At 33.7% G+C, this 19937-nt stretch carries 15 protein-coding genes, 1 tRNA gene and 1 rRNA gene; 9 read left to right on the top strand and 8 right to left on the bottom strand.

Features of this window, described 5'->3' with window-relative positions; translation table 11 throughout:
- From OA93_RS14665 to OA93_RS14655, 3 genes are all read right to left on the bottom strand, one after another.
- Window positions 1–870 carry a nucleoside phosphorylase gene (locus OA93_RS14665; protein WP_039114138.1) on the bottom strand — a complete coding sequence of 290 codons (870 nt, stop codon included), beginning with the start codon at window positions 868–870 and terminating at the stop codon, window positions 1–3.
- Between the two features lie 483 nt (window positions 871–1353).
- Complete coding sequence (locus OA93_RS14660; protein ID WP_039114137.1) at window positions 1354–1683, bottom strand: translation initiation factor; 330 nt, start codon at window positions 1681–1683, stop codon at window positions 1354–1356.
- Between the two features lie 75 nt (window positions 1684–1758).
- Window positions 1759–2709 (bottom strand): 2-oxoglutarate and iron-dependent oxygenase domain-containing protein, encoded by a 951-nt coding sequence (locus OA93_RS14655; protein WP_039114136.1) that lies wholly within the window; start codon window positions 2707–2709, stop codon window positions 1759–1761.
- 173 nt (window positions 2710–2882) lie between these two features.
- Here OA93_RS14655 and OA93_RS14650 point away from each other — a divergent pair, with 173 nt between their 5' ends.
- Both OA93_RS14650 and OA93_RS14645 read left to right on the top strand, forming a co-directional pair.
- Entirely contained in the window at window positions 2883–4859 is a 1977-nt protein-coding gene (locus tag OA93_RS14650) for a dehydrogenase E1 component subunit alpha/beta (protein WP_039114134.1), read from the top strand.
- A 369-nt stretch (window positions 4860–5228) separates the two neighbouring features.
- Window positions 5229–6971: a DUF885 domain-containing protein gene (locus OA93_RS14645; RefSeq protein WP_039114133.1), complete on the top strand. Its 1743-nt coding sequence runs from the start codon at window positions 5229–5231 to the stop codon at window positions 6969–6971.
- A 208-nt stretch (window positions 6972–7179) separates the two neighbouring features.
- On the opposite strand, the gene OA93_RS14640 is transcribed toward OA93_RS14645, so the two are convergent.
- The gene (locus tag OA93_RS14640; protein ID WP_039114132.1) at window positions 7180–7563 is read right to left on the bottom strand and encodes a hypothetical protein; all 384 of its coding nucleotides are present in this window, start codon (window positions 7561–7563) and stop codon (window positions 7180–7182) included.
- A 556-nt stretch (window positions 7564–8119) separates the two neighbouring features.
- Between OA93_RS14640 and OA93_RS14635 the strand changes: the two genes are divergently transcribed.
- The 4 genes from OA93_RS14635 to OA93_RS14620 all read left to right on the top strand — a co-directional run bounded on the left by OA93_RS14635 (window position 8120) and on the right by OA93_RS14620 (window position 12995).
- Complete coding sequence (locus tag OA93_RS14635) at window positions 8120–9190, top strand: exopolyphosphatase (RefSeq protein ID WP_039114130.1); 1071 nt, start codon at window positions 8120–8122, stop codon at window positions 9188–9190.
- A 58-nt stretch (window positions 9191–9248) separates the two neighbouring features.
- The gene (locus OA93_RS14630) at window positions 9249–9854 is read left to right on the top strand and encodes a PAS domain-containing protein (protein ID WP_039114129.1); all 606 of its coding nucleotides are present in this window, start codon (window positions 9249–9251) and stop codon (window positions 9852–9854) included.
- Between the two features lie 53 nt (window positions 9855–9907).
- Window positions 9908–11146: an MFS transporter gene (locus OA93_RS14625; protein ID WP_039114128.1), complete on the top strand. Its 1239-nt coding sequence runs from the start codon at window positions 9908–9910 to the stop codon at window positions 11144–11146.
- Window positions 11147–11294: 148 nt separating this feature from the next.
- Complete coding sequence (locus tag OA93_RS14620; RefSeq protein WP_205625782.1) at window positions 11295–12995, top strand: amidohydrolase; 1701 nt, start codon at window positions 11295–11297, stop codon at window positions 12993–12995.
- Between the two features lie 150 nt (window positions 12996–13145).
- Here the strand turns inward: OA93_RS14620 and OA93_RS14615 are convergent, their stop codons facing one another.
- The 4 genes from OA93_RS14615 to OA93_RS14600 all read right to left on the bottom strand — a co-directional run bounded on the left by OA93_RS14615 (window position 13146) and on the right by OA93_RS14600 (window position 16108).
- A complete protein-coding gene (locus OA93_RS14615) occupies window positions 13146–13991 on the bottom strand; it encodes an alpha/beta hydrolase (protein WP_039114127.1) in 846 nt (281 codons plus the stop codon).
- Between the two features lie 16 nt (window positions 13992–14007).
- On the bottom strand, window positions 14008–15048 hold the full coding sequence (locus OA93_RS14610) for an LLM class flavin-dependent oxidoreductase (RefSeq protein WP_039114126.1): 1041 nt from the start codon (window positions 15046–15048) through the stop codon (window positions 14008–14010).
- Window positions 15049–15099: 51 nt separating this feature from the next.
- On the bottom strand, window positions 15100–15402 hold the full coding sequence (locus tag OA93_RS14605) for a hypothetical protein (protein WP_052259462.1): 303 nt from the start codon (window positions 15400–15402) through the stop codon (window positions 15100–15102).
- Window positions 15403–15532: 130 nt separating this feature from the next.
- Window positions 15533–16108, bottom strand: a complete 576-nt coding sequence (locus tag OA93_RS14600; protein ID WP_039114125.1) for a TetR/AcrR family transcriptional regulator — start codon at window positions 16106–16108, stop codon at window positions 15533–15535.
- A 688-nt stretch (window positions 16109–16796) separates the two neighbouring features.
- Between OA93_RS14600 and OA93_RS14595 the strand changes: the two genes are divergently transcribed.
- From OA93_RS14595 to OA93_RS14585, 3 genes are all read left to right on the top strand, one after another.
- Entirely contained in the window at window positions 16797–18188 is a 1392-nt protein-coding gene (locus tag OA93_RS14595) for a SpvB/TcaC N-terminal domain-containing protein (RefSeq protein WP_039114124.1), read from the top strand.
- Window positions 18189–18228: 40 nt separating this feature from the next.
- Window positions 18229–19742: ribosomal RNA gene (locus OA93_RS14590) — 16S ribosomal RNA — on the top strand.
- 120 nt (window positions 19743–19862) lie between these two features.
- A tRNA-Ile gene (locus tag OA93_RS14585) sits at window positions 19863–19936 on the top strand.
- Window position 19937: the final 1 nt, after the last annotated feature.

The raw sequence follows: 19937 nt of genomic DNA, 5'->3' as shown, positions 1-19937 counted from the left end.
TTAATTCGTAATTAATTTGTTTAACGTGTATTTAATTAATTCATCTACAGCTTTGTATGGGTCTTCGCTAAAAGTTCCCGAAGCACGATTGGCAATAATTGCATTTAGTGATAATGCATGATGTCCTAAAAGTGCCGAAAGTCCGTAAATAGCAGCAGTTTCCATTTCTAGATTTGTAATTCGGTTATCATTAAAAGTAAAATTATCCATTTTAGCATTTAATTCTTCATCCTGAATGTTTAAACGTAAAACACGCCCTTGTGGACCATAAAAACCTCCTGCAGTTGCAGTGATTCCTTTGTGTATTTTGTCGCTCTCGATAAGTTTTTCTAGTTTCTCTGAACCAGCAATTACATATGGTTTTCCTTTACGGATGTCCCAATTGGTATGGTTTATAAAAGCTTCTTCCATTGCAACATTTGATACTTCGTCGATTAAATAAGAACGAAGCATATTATCAAGACCAAGTCCAAAAGTTGACATTACAAAACTATCTACAGGAATATCTGCTTGTAGTGAACCAGAAGTTCCAATTCTGATAATATTTAGAGAGGTTAGGTTTTCTTTTGGTTTACGAGTTTCTAAATCAATATTTACCAAAGCGTCTAATTCGTTTACTACAATATCAATATTATCTGGACCAATACCAGTAGACATTACAGTAATTCTTTTTCCTTTATAGGTTCCGGTTTGAGTTTTAAATTCTCTTTTTTGTGTAGAAAACTCGATGCTGTCAAAAAACTGAGTAATTTTTTCTACACGATTTTGATCGCCTACAAAAATAATGTCATTTGCAATATGTTCTGGGCGAAGATTTAAATGGTAAACGCTTCCGTCTGGATTTAGTATTAATTCTGATGATTGTATCATTGTTTTTTTTTTAAGGTTCAAAGAGGCAAAGGTTCTGAGGTTCTAAGGTTTTCTGTAGAAGCGCATAACTGGATGTCTTTTTTATTTGTTTTAAGGTTCAGTTCTGTAGAGGCGCACCGCAGTGCGTCTTTTTATTTATTTTTTTTAAGGTTCAAAGAGACAAAGGTTCTGAGGTTCTAAGGTTTTCTTATAGAAGCGCATAACTGTACGTCTTTTTTTTTATTTTTTTTAAGGTTCAGTTCTGTAGAGGCGCACCGCAGTGCGTCTTTTTATTTGTTTTTTTTAAGGTTCTGAGAGACAAAGGTTTTGAGGTTCTAAGGTTTTCCTATAGAAACGCATAACTGAATGTCTTTTTTTGTGATTTAACCGCAAAGGGTGCAAAGGTTTCATATCTAGATTTTCATAAACGCAAGGTTCGCAAAGAAAAATTTTGCGGTCAAAGTTATGTAACTGAAAACTGAAACTGATCACGGGGACTAAACTCTAGCCTCCTACACGTTTTACTTTAAATCCTTTAGCTTTTAGTATTTCCATTATTTTATCTCGGTAATCACCTTGTATAATAATAGAATCGTCTTTAAAAGTACCGCCAACGCTTAATTTGGTTTTAATTTCTTTGGCTAGGATTTTAAAATCTTCATCGGTTCCTTCGTATCCTTCGATTATGGTTGTGGCTTTTCCTTTTCGTTTTTCGTATTTACAAATCATAGGCTCTTTTTGAATAAAAAGCGTATGATCTTCTGGAACCACAATTTCGTCGGGAGATACTTCGTGATCCGGGAAAAGATTTTTTAGTTGGTCTTGTAAGTCCATTTGTAATTTATTTTAAAATTAAAAAGACATTAAGTATAAACTCAATGTCTTTTTATTATTAGGTAAATTTAAAGATTATTTTTTGATTAAACCCAAATCTACCAAACGTTCGTATAAATATTCTCCAGCAGTAATATCCTCGAATTTTTTAGGATTCTCGTCATCAATACAGTTTTCTAAACAATCCAAACGCATATCGCTTACAGGGTGCATAAAAAACGGAACTGAGAAACGAGATGTTCCCCATAATTCTCTTGGAGGGTTAACTACTTGGTGAATAGTCGATTTTAGTCTGTTGTTGGTATGACGAGAAAGCATGTCTCCAACATTAATTACCAATTGATCATCTTCGGCAATGGCATCAATCCATTCTCCATCATGATTCTGAACTTGTAATCCTTTTCCTTGCGCTCCCATTAATAAGGTAATAAGGTTAATATCACCGTGAGCAGCAGCACGAATTGCATCTTTAGGTTCAGATGTAATTGGTGGGTAGTGAATAGGACGTAGGATAGAATTTCCGTCTTTGGCATATTTGTCAAAGTAAAATTCATCTAATCCAAGGTGTAATGCTAAAGCTCTTAAAACATAAACTCCAGTTTTTTCAAGCATTTGGTACGCTTCTTTACCAACTGCATTAAATTTAGGTAGTTCTGTTACTTCAACATTTTCTGGGTATTCTGAGGCATACTTTGAGTCTTCACTCACATACTGACCAAAATGCCAGAATTCTTTTAAGTCACCTTCTTTTCTTCCTTTGGCGTGTTCTGTACCAAAAGAAACATAACCTCTCTGACCTCCAATACCTGGAATTTCATAATTATGTTTAGATTCTATTGGCAATGCGAAAAATTTTCTAATTTCGCCATAAAGTTCGTCAACTAACTGATCATCTAAAAAATGACCTTTTAGGGCAACGAAGCCAATGTTTTCAAATGCATTTCCGATTTCATTTACAAATTTTTGTTTACGTTCCGGGCTGTCCGAAAGGAAATCACGTAAGTCTACACTAGGAATGTTTTGCATACTTTACATATTTATTGATAACTTGATTGGTTTAAAAACCATATCTTGAGCAAATGTAAAACTAATTTGTTATTTTTATTTCAACAAATGCTAATAATTTACAATTATATAACAAAATATAGCTTAATTGTTATATTTTTACAACATTCATTGACTAAATAATAAACCAAAAAATGATTTTTGACAGAAAAAAACTGACCAACGACCAACTATTAGATTTATACAAGAGAATTTTAAAACCAAGATTGATAGAGGAGAAGATGCTCATCTTAATCCGCCAGGGAAAAGTTTCTAAATGGTTTTCTGGAATAGGGCAAGAAGCAATTTCGGTAGGAGTTACTGCCGCTTTAGATTCCGATGAATACATTTTGCCAATGCACCGTAATTTAGGTGTTTTTACAGGAAGAGACATTCCATTATACCGTCTTTTTTCGCAATGGCAAGGAAAAGCAAATGGTTTTACCAAAGGTCGTGACAGAAGTTTCCACTTCGGAACACAACAATATAAGATTATCGGAATGATTTCGCATTTAGGACCACAATTAGGGGTTGCCGACGGAATCGCTTTGGCTAATAAATTAAAAAAGAATAATAAGGTAACTGCTGTTTTTACTGGTGAAGGAGCAACGAGCGAAGGAGATTTTCATGAAGCACTAAATATTGCTGCTGTTTGGGAATTACCTGTAATGTTTATTATCGAGAATAATGGTTACGGACTTTCGACTCCTACAAATGAGCAATATCGTTGCGAAAACCTTGCTGATAAAGGCGTTGGTTATGGTATAGAAAGCCATATTATAGATGGGAATAATATTCTGGAGGTTTATAATCTTTTATCAGAATTAAAACTTTCGATGATTGAGAATCCACGTCCTGTTTTATTAGAATTTAAAACATTTAGAATGCGTGGTCATGAAGAGGCGAGTGGTACTAAATATGTTCCGCAAGACTTAATGGATATGTGGGCGGTAAAAGATCCTGTAAATAATTACAAGAACTACCTGACAGAAATCGGGGTATTAACGCCTGAATACGATGAGAAATTACATGCAGATATTAAAACGGACATTGAAGAAAGTTTGGTTATTGCCAATGTAGAATTTGAAATCGAGGCTTCATATGAAGAAGAGTTAAATGATGTTTATGCGCCATATAGCTATAAAGAAATCACGCCAGATCCTGAAGAAAAAAACATCCGTTTTATTGATGCTATTTCTTCAGCTTTAAAACAATCGATGCAATTACATCCTAATTCGGTTATAATGGGACAAGACATTGCCGAATATGGTGGTGCTTTTAAAATTACGGATGGTTTTGTAGATTTATTTGGAAAAGAACGTGTACGGAATACGCCAATTTGCGAAAGCGCTGTGGTTTCTGCCGGAATGGGACTTTCTATAAATGGTTACAAAGCGATTGTCGAAATGCAATTTGCCGATTTTGTTTCTACAGGATTTAATCCAATTGTAAATTTATTGGCAAAATCACATTACCGTTGGTTAGAAAAAGCGGATGTTGTAGTTCGTATGCCTTGTGGAGGCGGAACTCAAGCAGGACCTTTCCATTCGCAAACCAATGAAGCCTGGTTTACAAAAACTCCTGGTTTAAAAGTTGTTTACCCAGCTTTTCCTTATGATGCCAAAGGGCTGTTAAATGAGTCTATCAATGATCCAAATCCAGTTTTGTTCTTTGAGCATAAACAATTATATAGAAGCGTTTACCAAGATGTTCCAACAGATTATTATACAATTCCGTTAGGAAAAGCAGCTTTATTAAAAGAAGGTACAGCTGTTACTATCATTGCTTTTGGAGCTCCTGTTCATTGGGCTCTGGAAACGCTGGCTAAAAATCCTGAAATCTCAGCTGATTTATTAGATTTAAGAACATTACAACCGTTGGATACCGAAGCAATTTATGAATCGGTTAAGAAAACAGGACGCGTAATAATTTATCAGGAGGATTCTCTTTTTGGTGGTATTGCAAGTGATATCTCAGCATTAATTATGGAAAATTGTTTCCGTTATCTAGATGCTCCTGTAAAACGTGTGGCGAGTTTAGATTCTCCTATTCCGTTTACAAAAGCACTAGAAGATCAGTATTTGCCGAAAGGTCGATTTGAGAAAGAACTTTTGGATTTGTTAGCTTACTAGAAGGTTCTGAGGGACTAAGGTTTTAAGAAGCAAAGGTTTATCTTTAGACGCACCGCAGTGCGTCTAAAGATTTAACGGTTCAATGAAAAAAGCCTCAAAGGTTTTCTAAACTTTACACATCCCGTTTCGACGTTTCGCGATCGGGATTATGAACCTTAGCGTTCTTTGCGTATCCCGTCGCTTCGGGATTGCGAACTTTTCCTTAACTTCTTTTGCCACAGATTTAAAGATTTAAAGAGATTAAAAACTTAGTGCTCTTTGCGTAAATCCTTGCGAACTTTGCAGTTAAATTTTTCGCCACAGATTAAATAAAATATAGCCCAGCATAAAGATCATTTTTTATCTTTAGCGGTTTAATACATTATATATATGAAAAAACTTTTTATTCCTATTGTTATTGTAGCTCTACTAGTTTCCTGTAATAAAAATGCTAAAACAGGTGACGATAAAGCTTCAAACGAAAAATTTGAGAAATATAAGGATGGTTTTATTACCGACTTATGGAAACTGAATCCTGATTGGGCTGCAAGCCAAGGATATCATAAATTAGATAGCGTTTTGGTTATACCAAATGCCGAAAATCAAAAGAAACAATTGGATTTTGCTAATTCTCAATTAGATTCATTAAAACAATATTCTTTAGAAAGCCTTTCTGATAATAATAAAACTGATTTTTATATGATTAAAAATCAGCTAGAAGGAACACTTTTTAGCATAAATGAGCTTAAGTCTGGACAATGGGATCCATCTGAGTATAATGTTTGTGGTGCTTTCGCAGAAATATTAAACGGAAAATATGATTCATTAGATGTAAGATTGCATAATTTTAATTTGAAGATGAATGCAATTCCTGCTTATTATGAAGCTGCAAAATTGAATATTAAAAACCCAACTCAAGAACATACATCACTTGCAATAGATCAAAATCTAGGAGGAACTTCGGTTTTTAAAGAAGATTTAGTTGCCGCTTTAAGCAAAAGTAAATTATCTCCTGAAGAGAAAAAAGTTATTATTAATAAAGCAGATGCATCAGTAAAAGCAATTACAGCTTATGCTGATTGGTTGAAAAAATTAGATAATAAAACCCCTCGTTCTTTTAGATTAGGATCTGAGTTATATGCTAAGAAATTTAATTTTGATATTGAGTCAGGATATACTGCCGATGAAATTTTTAAAATTGCAGTAAACCATAAGAATGATCTACATGATAAAATGTTTGTTCTAGCTAATAAACTATGGTCAAAATATAACGGAACAGCTGTAAAACCAACAGATAAACTGGAATTAATTAAGCAAGTAATCGATAAGATTTCATTACAGCATACAACTCCAGAGAAATTTCAATCAGAAATAGAAAAGCAAATCCCTGAGCTTGTTGCTTACGTTAAGGCAAAAGATTTACTTTATATAGATCCATCAAAACCGCTTGTAGTAAGAAAAGAACCTGCTTATATGGCTGGTGTTGCAGGAGCTTCAATATCTGCGCCTGGACCTTATGATAAAAATGCAAATACGTATTATAATGTTGGTAGCATGGTAGGTTGGACAGCCGAAAATGCTGAAAGCTATTTAAGAGAATACAATGATTATATCTTGCAGATTCTTAACATTCACGAAGCAATTCCGGGACACTACACACAATTAGTTTATAGTAATCAATCACCAAGTATCATAAAATCTATTTTAGGAAATGGAGCAATGGTCGAAGGTTGGGCGGTTTATACTGAAAGAATGATGCTTGAAAGCGGGTACAAAAACTCAGATGAAATGTGGTTGATGTATTACAAATGGAATCTAAGAACAACTTGTAATACAATATTAGATTATAGTGTTCATACCAAAGATATGAGTAAAGAAGCTGCAATAGCTTTACTTACTAAAGAAGCTTTCCAACAACAAGCGGAAGCTGATGGAAAATGGAAACGTGTAACATTATCTCAAGTTCAGCTGTGTTCTTATTTTACAGGATATACTGAGATTTATGATTTTAGAGAAGCATTAAAAAAAGAACAAGGAACGAAGTTTAATTTAAAAGAGTTTCATGAAAAATTCCTAAGCTATGGTAGTGCTCCAGTAAAATACATAAAAGAGCTAATGACAAGCAAAAAGTAATAAAAGAAAAGCCTTTAGTTAATTCTAAAGGCTTTTTTATGTATGTTACTAAATATGAAAGTATTTTTAAAATGCTTGCGTAAAACTAATAGTCAATCGCGTGCCATTTTCTTTTACATAATTCATGTTATTAGACCGCCATTGAGAAATAACAGTATAGTAACTTATCGGGTAAGTAAGTATGTTTTGAACATATATAATTAGTTTTTTATTCAGCATGAAACATACTAGAAATCTCTGATATTTGTTTATTCAGAATGGCTTTTGTAAAAGTTAAATTTGCTTTTGAAGAATCGGCAATTAAGTAAATAAAGTAACTATTATTTTTCGAAATTTTTAAAAACTGATACTGATTCGTTAATGTTATAGTAATATCGTCTATGCTTTGATTCAGTTTTAGAAAATCATTAGCATTTAACTGAGCTCGAATCATTTCTAATGCAAATTTTGATGCTACTTCTATATTAAAGCTATCATTAATTTTTTTTGAATAATATAGATTTCCACTTTTCACATCAATAACACTCAAAGCTACAAATCCGGGCATTTCCCTAGATATATTTTCTCCGAATAATTTTAAAAAATCTGACATCTATAAAAATTTAAGAAGCAAATTTAATTTTTTTCTGCTTCAAATACTACAAAACCTTTTTTATTCTTCTAAATAGTTATTAATCTAATAACTGAAAGGCTGAGTACATTAAACACATAAAAAACATAGTAAAATTACTTACAATTCACATCTTTGTTTTATTAATTTAAGAACGGCTTGGAATATAGTTAAATTCTTATGATTAATGTAATGCTGAAATTGTATTAAACTGTAAATCACATCAAGAGGTAAATTATATTTATCTAACATTAAAAAAAATCACTAACGAATTATATACTAAATAATTAAAGAAATATTCAGATGAAATCTTACATTTTATTCTTTAAAAATTGAGGTATCCTGATTTTTTTTTGTAGCTTCGCAGCCCAAAAACACTAGCAATTGCGATGAAAGTGACATCCTAAAATTTGCTTTACAACTAATTTAAAAATCTTTCTTTTTCATTCTCAAAAGATATGATATTTCTGCATTACTAAATCACTATAATAAATTACGGGATTTTAAATGTCAACCCGAGACAAATAAAACTTAACCTATGAAAAATCTAAAATTGTATTTTACACTATTTCTTTTATTTTTTATTACACCAATACTTTTTTCACAAGAAAATATTTTTGCTGGAATTGAAATTGGAAGTAAAGGAATTAAAATGTCAGTTATTGATGTTTACAACATTAAAAGAGGAGACTTCACTGTCAAATCATTTTGGACAGAAAATGTAGCTATAGCAAAAGGTATTTCTATAGATGGAAATATGGCACTAGTTGATATTGATAGAGCTATTGCAGTTATTACAGCTAACTACAACAAAATGAAGACGACTATGAAAGTCCCTGATGAAAACATTTTTATAGTAGGTTCTTCTGGAGTGGCTATGGCTCAAAACACTCAAATTCTTACCGATAAAGTAAAAGCTGCCACAGGTAAAGATCTTGAGTATATTGAAGTACAAATGGAAGGGAAAATGCTTCTAAAAGGTTGTATTCCTCCTGTTGATTATAAAAATTCTATAATACTAGACATAGGTGGAGGTAATACTAAAGGTGGTTATGTAGATGTTAGTAACAATAACACTTTTGTATTTTTCCCATTATCCCTTAATTACGGAAGTGTAACTCTTACAGAAAGTGTAAAAAAAATAGCTCGTAGTCAAGATATTGATGAATTCAACTCTAAATCATTCAGCTTCTTGCCAATCTTAAGAGAGCAGGTAAATGCGATGTACAAGTCTAGTCCTCAGGCCTTAGATAAAGATAAAGTCTATTTGTCTGGTGGAGCTGTTTGGGCATTTTATACTTTATATAAAGGTGCTACTAAAGAAACATACAATCAGTTTAAGCTAGAAGATGTTATAAACTATGATGCTATCTTAAAAAACAATTTCAAAAAATTTGAGGATCTGGCAAAAACAGATATTGAAGTCAAAAAAGTACTAGAAACATACTCGCAAAAATACTTAATTTCAGGTAGTAATATCTTATTGGTTAGTCTGGAAGCCTTTCCTGATATTAACAATAAAAAATTGTATTTTGCAAAAGAAGGACAAATAGCATGGTTAATATCTTATATTGCTGATCGTTCTAAAAGAGTAAAAAAAATCTACTAAATACAACGAACTCATATTTAATGAGTTATTTACTAAAACCCAAATAAATTGAAATTTTATGGATAAAATATGTCCAACCCCAATTGATAAAGAAGTTAAGTGGGATACTACCAAAACTATTGTAAGTAAGGCAGACTTGTACGGAACTTTAGAGTACGTAAACGACACTTTTTCTAAAGTTTCAGGATATGATGAATCTGAATTAGTAGGTCAGCCACATAATATTATCCGTCATCCCGATATGCCTAAAGTGATTTTTAAAGTCTTATGGGATAATATTAAGATGGGAAGAAAGTTTCACGGTATCATTAAAAATTTAGCCAAATCTGGAGAATATTACTGGGTAATTACTGATTTTGATTATATAGTAAATGAAGATGCAAAAATCACGAAATATATTGCTCGCCGTAAAGCTATTTCGGCTGGAGTAGTAGAAAAAATCGAAGATTTGTATAAAAAACTATCTAAAATCGAACAAGTAAGCGGTATTGAGGCAAGTGAAAAATACTTAACTGGTTATCTTGAAGATCATAATCTTGATTATGTAGAATTGATTACAAAATTGATGATGGATGATTTAAATGAACAAATTAAATTAGAGTCATCTACTGAGGAAATTGAAGAAACTAAAAAAAGTTTCTTTGGTAGGTTCTTTGGAAATTAGTACTTCTTTAAAGTACTCAAAAAAATATATGCCCCAACTAAATATTTTTGAAAATGCTTAACCGTTATTTAGGGAATTTTAAAAATTTCCCAAGAGAAATATGGATTCTAGCCCTAATTACTCTGGTAAATAGAATAGGAGCTGTAGTAGTTCCTTTTTTATCTAAATATTTTAAAGACGAATTAAACTTAAGTTACTCAGAAATAGGTTGGGTTATGGTTTGTTTTGGAATAGGATCTTTATTCGGAACTTTCTTCAGTGGAAAATTATCTGATATTTTTGGGGCGTACAAGGTCATGGTTTTTAGTTTGTTTTCTAGTGGAATAATCCTTCTTTCACTACAATTTGTAAAAACTTTTGAACTATTATGTCTTTCCATTTTTCTTTTAACGGCAATAGCAGATATGTACAGGCCTGCAATGATGGTAAGTCTAAATAGTTATGTAAATAACGATTCACGACTGCGTGCCTTATCATTATTAAGAATGGCAACCAATGTTGGTCTTGTCGTTGGTCCTGTTTTAGGAGGACTACTAATTATAAATTCAGAGTATAATACCTTGTTTATTGTAGATGGTTTAACTTCTATTATTTCTATAGTAATTTTTGTCTTTTTTGTAAAAGAAAAGAAGCTATTATATAAACTAGAAATGAATACTGTAAATCAGGATAAATTTGCACCGCTAAAAGATTTTCCTTTTGTAATGAATTGGATAATTGCTTTAGTAACAGGATATCTTTATTTTCAGGTTTTTTCTATCGTACCCATTTATCATAAAGAAGCATATCATTTAACAGAATTTGATAGCGGAATGTTCCTTGGTTTTAGCGGAGTTATATTTGTCTTATTTGAAATGGTGGTGGTAAATTTTGTTCAAAAGAATAAAATCACTGATCTGGTTGCTATAATGATAGGATTACTATTAATAGGAACTTCATATCTCATGTTGTTCTTAGTACATCAGGCATGGGTATTTTGGATCTTTATGTTTTTAATGTCTTTTGGAAACATGCTAACTTTTGCTTTTGCCAGTGGTTTTGTCATGAATAGAAGCCATAAAAACCTAGAAGGGATATTTATGTCAACTTTTCAAATGAGTTATGGTTTTGCACATGTATTTAGCTCTAAAACAGGTTTGACAATTATTCAAAATTACGATTACAATACAAATTGGATGTTTAATTATATACTTGCATTTGCTACAGCTTTTATTACTTATTTAATTTATTTAGTGGTTAAAAAAGAGCAAAAAAAGGTAAAAGAAGACATTGTGGTTTCTTTTTTTAAGTAATAAATATTCTGGATTTTTGCAATCCATTAAATTAAATGGAATTTAAAAATTTATAAGGAACATTTTACAAAACACGTAAAACTACGCGTACAACTTTGGTTTTAATTATTTTAATTTACTTATGTGTAGTAATGTAAAATACTTTAAAATGAAAAAAGAAATAATATTAGTATTACTGTTAATCACGACTTTAATAAGTTGTAAAAAAGAAGTTGAAAATCCAGCAGACCTTATTTATTTTGGCGGTGATATAATCACAATGGAAGGAGATCAGGCTCAATACGTAGAAGCAATCGCTGTAAAAAGTGGGAAGATTTTATTTGTTGGTTCTAAAGTTGAAGCTGAAAAATTAAAAGGAAGCAATACTGAAATGAGAGATTTGAAAGGTAAAACATTATTGCCTGGATTTATTGATCCGCACAGTCATTTTATGAGCTCTCTGGCCATGAATTCCCAAGCTAATTGTCAACCAGCTCCTGCAGGAGAAGCAAATAGTGTGGAAGGGATTATTAAGGCACTAAAAAAACTGAAAGAGGATAAAAAAATCCCTGATGGTGAAACAATAATTGGTTATGGTTATGATGATAATGCTATGCCTAACGGAAGATTATTGAATAGAGATGATCTAGATAATGCATTTCCAAATAACCCAGTGATGGTAATTCATGTTTCTATGCATGGTGTAGTATTGAATTCTAAATCGATGGCTATATATAATATAAATGACAAAACGCCAACTGTTCCTGGAGGTATAATCGTTAGAAAACCAGGTACAAATGAGCCTTATGGGCTGATTATGGAAATGTCATATCTCCCTATTTTTGCGGCAATGCCAAAACCATCTATAGAAACACAGCTTTCTCAATTAAAAGAAGGACAAATGTTTTATGCAGCCGCGGGAATAACAACTGCACAAGAAGGAGCCACACATATGGGCGAGGTTACAATGTTAGATCGAGGTGCCAAAGAAGGTAAATTGTTTATTGATGTTATTTCATATCCGTTGTTTACAGAAATGGATACTTTATTTAAAGTGTATCCGCCTAAAGTCTTTGGGAAATATAATAACCATTTTAAATTAGGTGGTATAAAAATTACGATTGATGGTTCGCCACAAGGGAGAACAGCATATTTTACAACTCCATATTTAACAGGAGGTCCGGGAGGAGAGACAAATTGGTGTGGACAACCCTCATTTAATCAGGATGAAGGTAATAAACTATTAAAACGTATTTATGATGCAGGTTTGCAATCAGGATTTCATGCCAATGGAGATGCGGCAATTGATATGTGTATTAAAGCTCATGAATTTGCTTCGGCTGGAAATCCAACAAAAGAGCGAAGAACAATTATTGTCCATGCTCAATTTGCCCGAGAAGATCAATTAGATAAATTTGTTGAGTACAAATTAATCCCGTCATTTTATACTGAACATACATACTTTTTTGCTGATACACATATTAAGAACAGAGGTAAGGATCAGGCATTTTTTATAAGTCCTTTTAAAACTGCACTTGATAAAGGACTTCGTCCAACAAATCATACTGATTTTAATGTGGTGCCAATAAATCAGATGTTTGTTATTTGGTCTGCGGTAAATCGTATTTCCAGAGATGGAGTTGTTATAGGAGCTGACCAAAGAATTTCTCCTTACCAGGCTTTGCAAGCTATTACAACTAATGCGGCATATCAATATTTTGAAGAAAATAATAAAGGTTCTCTTAAAGTTGGAAAACTGGCAGATCTTGTGGTTCTGGATAAAAATCCTATTAAAGTAGCCGCTATGGATATAAAAGGTATCAACGTAGTTGAAACCATTAAAGAAGGGAAAACCATTTTTGGAAAATGATTTGTAAAGAATATATAAAAAAACAAACTCCAAAGTCATTTGATTTTGGAGTTTTTTTGGTTTTGAAATTTATTTTGAAAATATCTTAACACTTGATAGATGCACAACTAAAAAAACGGGAATCTTTTACAAAATTCTATTGGCTTCAAATTATTTTGCTTCTGTCAGATTCATAATCCAATTTGTTATTAAATCCTTTGCCTGTTCTATGTATTGAAATTTGTTTCCAAACATATTAACTCCTTTAATTCCCCAACCATGATCTCCCTGAGGAAATATAAATAAACTTGAATCTATCCCATTGTTTCTAAGTGCTTCATAATACATTATGCTATTAATGGGAGAAACAATGGTATCATCATTACTTGTCAATATCAATGTACGCGGGGTATTTACAGACACTTGGTTTTCACAAGAAAATGCTTCGATATCCTCTATTGATGGTTGATTTCCTAAAAGATTTTCTCTAGTATTTATTTGTGTATTACTATTCATGGTAATAACCGGATAAAACAAAATAGAGAAGTCTGGGCGGTATTCCATACCATCTTTAGAGGATAAGGTAGAGACTAATGCTGCAAGATGTCCTCCGGCAGAAAACCCAGCTATACCTATTTTATTATCATCTAAATTTAATGTTTTTGAATTTCTACGTACATAACGTATTGCTTCCTTGACATCATCTAGAGGAATTTCTTTGTTTGCGTTTGGCATTCTATACTTTAATACGATTGCCATAATACCAATTGAGGATAACCATTCTGCAAAATCATATCCTTGAGGCGTAATTGCTAAACCAGCATAAGCGCCACCGGGACAAATAATAATTGCCCTTCCAGTATTTAAGGAAGGGGTGGGAGAATAGATAATAATCTCCGCTTGTGTAATATTACTGATTTCAATAACCTCATTAGGATGCAAAATTTCATCACCGATTAAGCCACTATTTGTAGGCATATTGTTATTCCAGAGATTAACTCTTTTAATTGTTTCCATTTTTTATAATTACGTATTATTTATTTGCTAATGCAGCTCTTACTTTAGGAGCAATTTTTGTCCCGAATATTTCAATAGATTTCATGATATGACTATGAGAAGGCGCACCTACATCCATATGGGCTGTAAAACGAGTCATTCCGTATAGTTCATGTGAATACAATATTTTATCGATAGCTTGGTTTTCATCTCCTACAAAAAGGGCAGCTTCTCTTGATCTTCCATAATCAAATTGGTTTTGACTAAAAGGCGACCATCCTCTGGTTTTTCCTATCCTATCCATTTGAGCAGCATATAATTGGAAGTAATATTTTGCTATGTCATTAGCATCATTACCAAATAGCGAATGAGAAAACATACCCACTTGAAATTTGGACATATCATGTCCATACGCTAAATAAGTTTCTTTATAAAACTCAAAAAGGGGTTTAAAATTAATTAAAGGAGTTCCTGCCACAATTGCAAAAACTAATGGCAATCCCAAACGACCTGCACGTTCTACAGACGCGGGAGTTCCTCCAGCAGCAACCCAGACTTTTAGGTTATTATTAACTGCTCTGGGAAGCACCAGCTGATCTTGCAAATCTGGACGGAATTCTCCCCTCCAAGTAATCTTTTCTTCGGCATTGATTCGAAGTAACAAGTCTAATTTTTCCTCATACAAAAGGTTATAATCTTTTAGATCATAACCGAATAGTGGAAAAGATTCTATAAAACTTCCTCTGCCGGCCATCAATTCAGCTCTGCCATTAGAAAGCAAATCGACCAATGCAAAATTCTGATACAATTTAACGGGATCCGAAGAGCTTAAAACAGTCACAGAACTAGTTAATTTTATATTCTTTGTTACTGTCGCTGCAGCTGCAAGTACAATCTCAGGACTTGATACGGCATATTCTTTTCGATGATGTTCCCCAATTCCGGCAAGATCTAAACCCACTTCATCAGCAAGTTTTATTTCTTCAATTAATTCTTGTAAGCGCACTTGCGCAGATTGTATTTTGCCAGTAGTAGGGTTAACATGTAAGTCCCCAAAAAGGCTAATTCCTAATTCCATATAAAGTATTATTATTTTTAAAAATGCTGTTAAGTAAGATTTATTACTGTATTATCCTCTTTTTTGTTTCCATACCTCCAAGTAATCATACGTTAGATATGCTTCGGAATTAAAGGCACCCCAAGCTCCCTTTTCGATGGCAAGATTTACTTCTCGTAATTGGGATGGAGCAAATCTGAGCGTGATTAAATGTCCAAGACCAACCAATACATTCCAACTCAAAACTTCTACATTAGGAGAAGGGAAAATTTGCCAGAATTTGTTATCCTCCAAAATCTCTGAAATGCTATCGAGATTTTTGTCTTGTTGATGCTTTAAGATGTAGCTAACTACTATTTTATTATTTTCTTCCATTATTATTACTATTATTATTTTTAAATATCACTTATTAGAACGATCGTTCTATTTTAAATCAAAAAAATATGGAGATTGTTTTATCTCCATTAAATAAACTTATATGCTTTGATTATTAATTATATAAATATCATTTTAAACTTTCCAAAATACGTTCTGCCATTGCTTCGACCATCATTCTATCATTAAATAAAGACTGCATTTGCCAAAGTCCTGCAAAGCTTCCAACAATAAATTGAGCAGATTTTAATGCATTTTTTTCTGTTGAAATCTCACCAGCTTCCTGTGCTTTTATAATAAGATTCTGAAAAATTATAATTAGTTTTTGAGTATGTTGTTTTAATAAATCTCTCATGCTTTGATCAAGCGGAGCCAGCTCAAATGAGGACTTGACAATCATACAAATTTTCTCCTTTTCAAACGAACGTTCAATTGCTTTTGATATAATGCCTTCTATGGCTTTTTTGGGTGATTTTTCTAATTGAGCAATGCTATTAAATTCACCATATGTTTCGATTGCATAGCTTTCAAGACTTTGAATAAACAACTCATGTTTATCTCCATAAGTGTCATACATACTTCTTCTGTTAACTTGCATTTGATCTACCAAATCCTGTATAGAAGTTACATGATATCCTTTTTTCCAAAAAAGATCTCTAGCTTTTACTAGTTTTTCTACTGGGTTAAATTGTTTATTTCTTGACATAATGTGGCAAAGTTATATAATTAGAACGACTATTCTAATATAAATTAAAAATATTTAGCGCTTCACAGCTAGCATTGATTCTGTTTATAATTTTAAGCAGAACTTCTCTCAATACTGTTGCTGGTTTTAAGAGCTAATTTGTCAATTACTTATGCTTTAATAAAGCTCTCATGAAGGACTTTTTGGCATCATTTAAAATGAAAAATAGAAGATGATAATTGCTTTTTTAAACTGCTCATTAACATAATCTACGAAGATATTAAAACAGGTATTTTTACGTGATAGTATATAATTTTCTTTTTTTAAATTTGGTAATTACTTAGTTATCAATAGTTTGTTTCTTTGTTGAACTTGTTTTTAATACAGAAACTAACCATTAAATTTTTACGGAGTTAATAAAAACATATATCTAAATAAGGTAATTTTTTTAGTTTAATAGCAGGACTTAGACATCTTCTTAAAGAACTTTTTTTAAACCATTTAACCCTTGTAATTTTTATCATTTTTATTAGATAAATAGCATATAATCAGTGTATTATTTGTCATTAGAGAATTACATAAGAATCAATGACAATAAATTGAACAGCCAAGACAACACATTAGTAAAGTATAAAGTGTTGTAATCTCACCTACAAGTCGATAAAGTTACCCTCATTTGCTTTTGCCTCAACGCATTAAATAATAAGAAATGAAAGAACAGACTAAAAACAACTCTAACAATGAATTTCTCCAAACTGATGGAGGAAAAACTAAATCCAATGCAATAGAAGTTCCATCAATTTCTTTACCAAAAGGAGGTGGCGCTTTAAAGGGAATTGATGAAAAGTTTACTGTTAATGCTGTAAATGGCACGTCTTCATTTTCAACTCAACTTCCGTTTTCATCTGCAAGGGGTACATCACCTTCATTAAGTCTTTCTTATAATTCAGGTACTGGTAATGGTATTTTTGGATTAGGTTGGGGGCTAAGTTTAGGATCAATTAAGCGTAAAACAGACAAAGGACTGCCTCAATATCTTGATTTAATTGATTCGGATACCTTTCTGTTTTCGGGTGCGGAGGATTTAGTTCCTGAATTTACAAAAGATCCGGATGGAAGTTTTCAGTTAGATGTTAATGAAGACTATATTATACACGAAAGAATCTCATCTGACGGACTATTTATTATAAGAAATTATAAACCCAGAATTGAAGGTCTTTTTGCTCGCATTGAACGCTGGACGGAAAAGGCAACTGGAAGAATTAAATGGCGGGTAATTTCAAGAGATAACGTTACGACTCTTTTTGGATGGACTAATAATTCTATTATTTCAAATCCAAAAGACCTGACAAAAATTTTTGAATGGTTTCCCGAATTTGTATTTGATGATAAAGGAAACTGCACTCAATATATTTATAAGAAAGAAAATGAGATTGGTTTTGATGATTCCTTATTGCATAACAAAAATCGATTTAAAGACGGTAAAATTACGTACACCAATCTTTATCTAGAAAAAGTTTTGTATGGTAATAAAACACCCTACAAAAAATTTGGTGATGCATTCCCAAGTGAATCTGATTATTTGTTTTCAACAGTTTTCGATTATGGAGAGTATAATGATGTCGCACCTTTCAATAAAATAAAAGATTGGACTTTCAGATTGGATGCTTTTTCAGATTACAAATCAGGATTCGAAATTAGAACGACGAGGTTATGCAACAGGATATTACTATTTCATCATTTTACCAATTCCAATGAATACGAGGGTTTAGTAAAATCCCTCAATATAGGATATGACCTTGCAACGGAGCAGGATTTTATATTTCTGAAATCCATAACTTCAATCGGCTATATCAAAAAAGGGGATGGTTCCTATTCTTCTAAAAAGATCCCTCCTATAGAGTTCGACTATCAAAGGCATGAATGGAATGATATTGTTAAATCCATTGATGCAGGAAATTTAGCTCATGCACCATCAGGCTTGGATGAACAGCAATATCAATTTACCGATTTATTTAATGAAGGATTGTCGGGTATTCTAACAGAGCAAGCCAATGGATGGTATTATAAACACAATCTGGGAGATGGAAAATTTGAATAAAACCGATAGAATCATTAGTCGCAATATAATATTAAAATATACGATGAAGAGTTTGATCCTGGCTCAGGATGAACGCTAGCGGCAGGCTTAACACATGCAAGTCGAGGGGTATAATTCTTCGGAATTAGAGACCGGCGCACGGGTGCGTAACGCGTATGCAATCTACCTTTTACAGAGGGATAGCCCAGAGAAATTTGGATTAATACCTCATAGTATAGCAGTTTCGCATGAAACCACTATTAAAGTCACAACGGTAAAAGATGAGCATGCGTCCCATTAGCTAGTTGGTAAGGTAACGGCTTACCAAGGCTACGATGGGTAGGGGTCCTGAGAGGGAGATCCCCCACACTGGTACTGAGACACGGACCAGACTCCTACGGGAGGCAGCAGTGAGGAATATTGGACAATGGGCGCAAGCCTGATCCAGCCATGCCGCGTGCAGGATGACGGTCCTATGGATTGTAAACTGCTTTTGTACAGGAAGAAACAGTTCTACGTGTAGAACCTTGACGGTACTGTAAGAATAAGGATCGGCTAACTCCGTGCCAGCAGCCGCGGTAATACGGAGGATCCAAGCGTTATCCGGAATCATTGGGTTTAAAGGGTCCGTAGGCGGTTTAATAAGTCAGTGGTGAAAGCCCATCGCTCAACGGTGGAACGGCCATTGATACTGTTAAACTTGAATTATTAGGAAGTAACTAGAATATGTAGTGTAGCGGTGAAATGCTTAGAGATTACATGGAATACCAATTGCGAAGGCAGGTTACTACTAATTGATTGACGCTGATGGACGAAAGCGTGGGTAGCGAACAGGATTAGATACCCTGGTAGTCCACGCCGTAAACGATGGATACTAGCTGTTGGGAGCAATTTCAGTGGCTAAGCGAAAGTGATAAGTATCCCACCTGGGGAGTACGTTCGCAAGAATGAAACTCAAAGGAATTGACGGGGGCCCGCACAAGCGGTGGAGCATGTGGTTTAATTCGATGATACGCGAGGAACCTTACCAAGGCTTAAATGTAGATTGACCGATTTGGAAACAGATCTTTCGCAAGACAATTTACAAGGTGCTGCATGGTTGTCGTCAGCTCGTGCCGTGAGGTGTCAGGTTAAGTCCTATAACGAGCGCAACCCCTGTTGTTAGTTGCCAGCGAGTCATGTCGGGAACTCTAACAAGACTGCCAGTGCAAACTGTGAGGAAGGTGGGGATGACGTCAAATCATCACGGCCCTTACGCCTTGGGCTACACACGTGCTACAATGGCCGGTACAGAGAGCAGCCACTGGGCGACCAGGAGCGAATCTATAAAACCGGTCACAGTTCGGATCGGAGTCTGCAACTCGACTCCGTGAAGCTGGAATCGCTAGTAATCGGATATCAGCCATGATCCGGTGAATACGTTCCCGGGCCTTGTACACACCGCCCGTCAAGCCATGGAAGCTGGGGGTGCCTGAAGTCGGTGACCGCAAGGAGCTGCCTAGGGTAAAACTGGTAACTAGGGCTAAGTCGTAACAAGGTAGCCGTACCGGAAGGTGCGGCTGGAACACCTCCTTTCTAGAGCCCTATATGTTAGCAGCAATGCACGTTAGGGAAAGAAGACGAATTGACCTATAGGTTAAATTGAAGATTATATTACTCTGCTGTTAGTTCAAATAATACAATTAAGTAAAACAGAGTCTCGTAGCTCAGCTGGTTAGAGTACTACACTGATAATGTAGGGGTCGGCAGTTCGAGTCTGCCCGGGACTAC

This window comes from Flavobacterium sp. KMS, from assembly GCF_000813005.1.
Classification (GTDB): domain Bacteria; phylum Bacteroidota; class Bacteroidia; order Flavobacteriales; family Flavobacteriaceae; genus Flavobacterium.
This window is presented reverse-complemented; position numbering and strand designations above follow the sequence as displayed.

What these genes read in the sequence shown, in the direction of transcription:
- OA93_RS14665 (WP_039114138.1), bottom strand. Translation starts at nt 870, where the DNA reads ATGATACAATCATCAGAATTAATACTAAATCCAGACGGAAGCGTTTAC.
- OA93_RS14660 (WP_039114137.1), bottom strand. Translation starts at nt 1,683, where the DNA reads ATGGACTTACAAGACCAACTAAAAAATCTTTTCCCGGATCACGAAGTA.
- OA93_RS14655 (WP_039114136.1), bottom strand. Translation starts at nt 2,709, where the DNA reads ATGCAAAACATTCCTAGTGTAGACTTACGTGATTTCCTTTCGGACAGC.
- OA93_RS14650 (WP_039114134.1), top strand. Translation starts at nt 2,883, where the DNA reads ATGATTTTTGACAGAAAAAAACTGACCAACGACCAACTATTAGATTTA.
- OA93_RS14645 (WP_039114133.1), top strand. Translation starts at nt 5,229, where the DNA reads ATGAAAAAACTTTTTATTCCTATTGTTATTGTAGCTCTACTAGTTTCC.
- OA93_RS14640 (WP_039114132.1), bottom strand. Translation starts at nt 7,563, where the DNA reads ATGTCAGATTTTTTAAAATTATTCGGAGAAAATATATCTAGGGAAATG.
- OA93_RS14635 (WP_039114130.1), top strand. Translation starts at nt 8,120, where the DNA reads ATGAAAAATCTAAAATTGTATTTTACACTATTTCTTTTATTTTTTATT.
- OA93_RS14630 (WP_039114129.1), top strand. Translation starts at nt 9,249, where the DNA reads ATGGATAAAATATGTCCAACCCCAATTGATAAAGAAGTTAAGTGGGAT.
- OA93_RS14625 (WP_039114128.1), top strand. Translation starts at nt 9,908, where the DNA reads ATGCTTAACCGTTATTTAGGGAATTTTAAAAATTTCCCAAGAGAAATA.
- OA93_RS14620 (WP_205625782.1), top strand. Translation starts at nt 11,295, where the DNA reads ATGAAAAAAGAAATAATATTAGTATTACTGTTAATCACGACTTTAATA.
- OA93_RS14615 (WP_039114127.1), bottom strand. Translation starts at nt 13,991, where the DNA reads ATGGAAACAATTAAAAGAGTTAATCTCTGGAATAACAATATGCCTACA.
- OA93_RS14610 (WP_039114126.1), bottom strand. Translation starts at nt 15,048, where the DNA reads ATGGAATTAGGAATTAGCCTTTTTGGGGACTTACATGTTAACCCTACT.
- OA93_RS14605 (WP_052259462.1), bottom strand. Translation starts at nt 15,402, where the DNA reads ATGGAAGAAAATAATAAAATAGTAGTTAGCTACATCTTAAAGCATCAA.
- OA93_RS14600 (WP_039114125.1), bottom strand. Translation starts at nt 16,108, where the DNA reads ATGTCAAGAAATAAACAATTTAACCCAGTAGAAAAACTAGTAAAAGCT.
- OA93_RS14595 (WP_039114124.1), top strand. Translation starts at nt 16,797, where the DNA reads ATGAAAGAACAGACTAAAAACAACTCTAACAATGAATTTCTCCAAACT.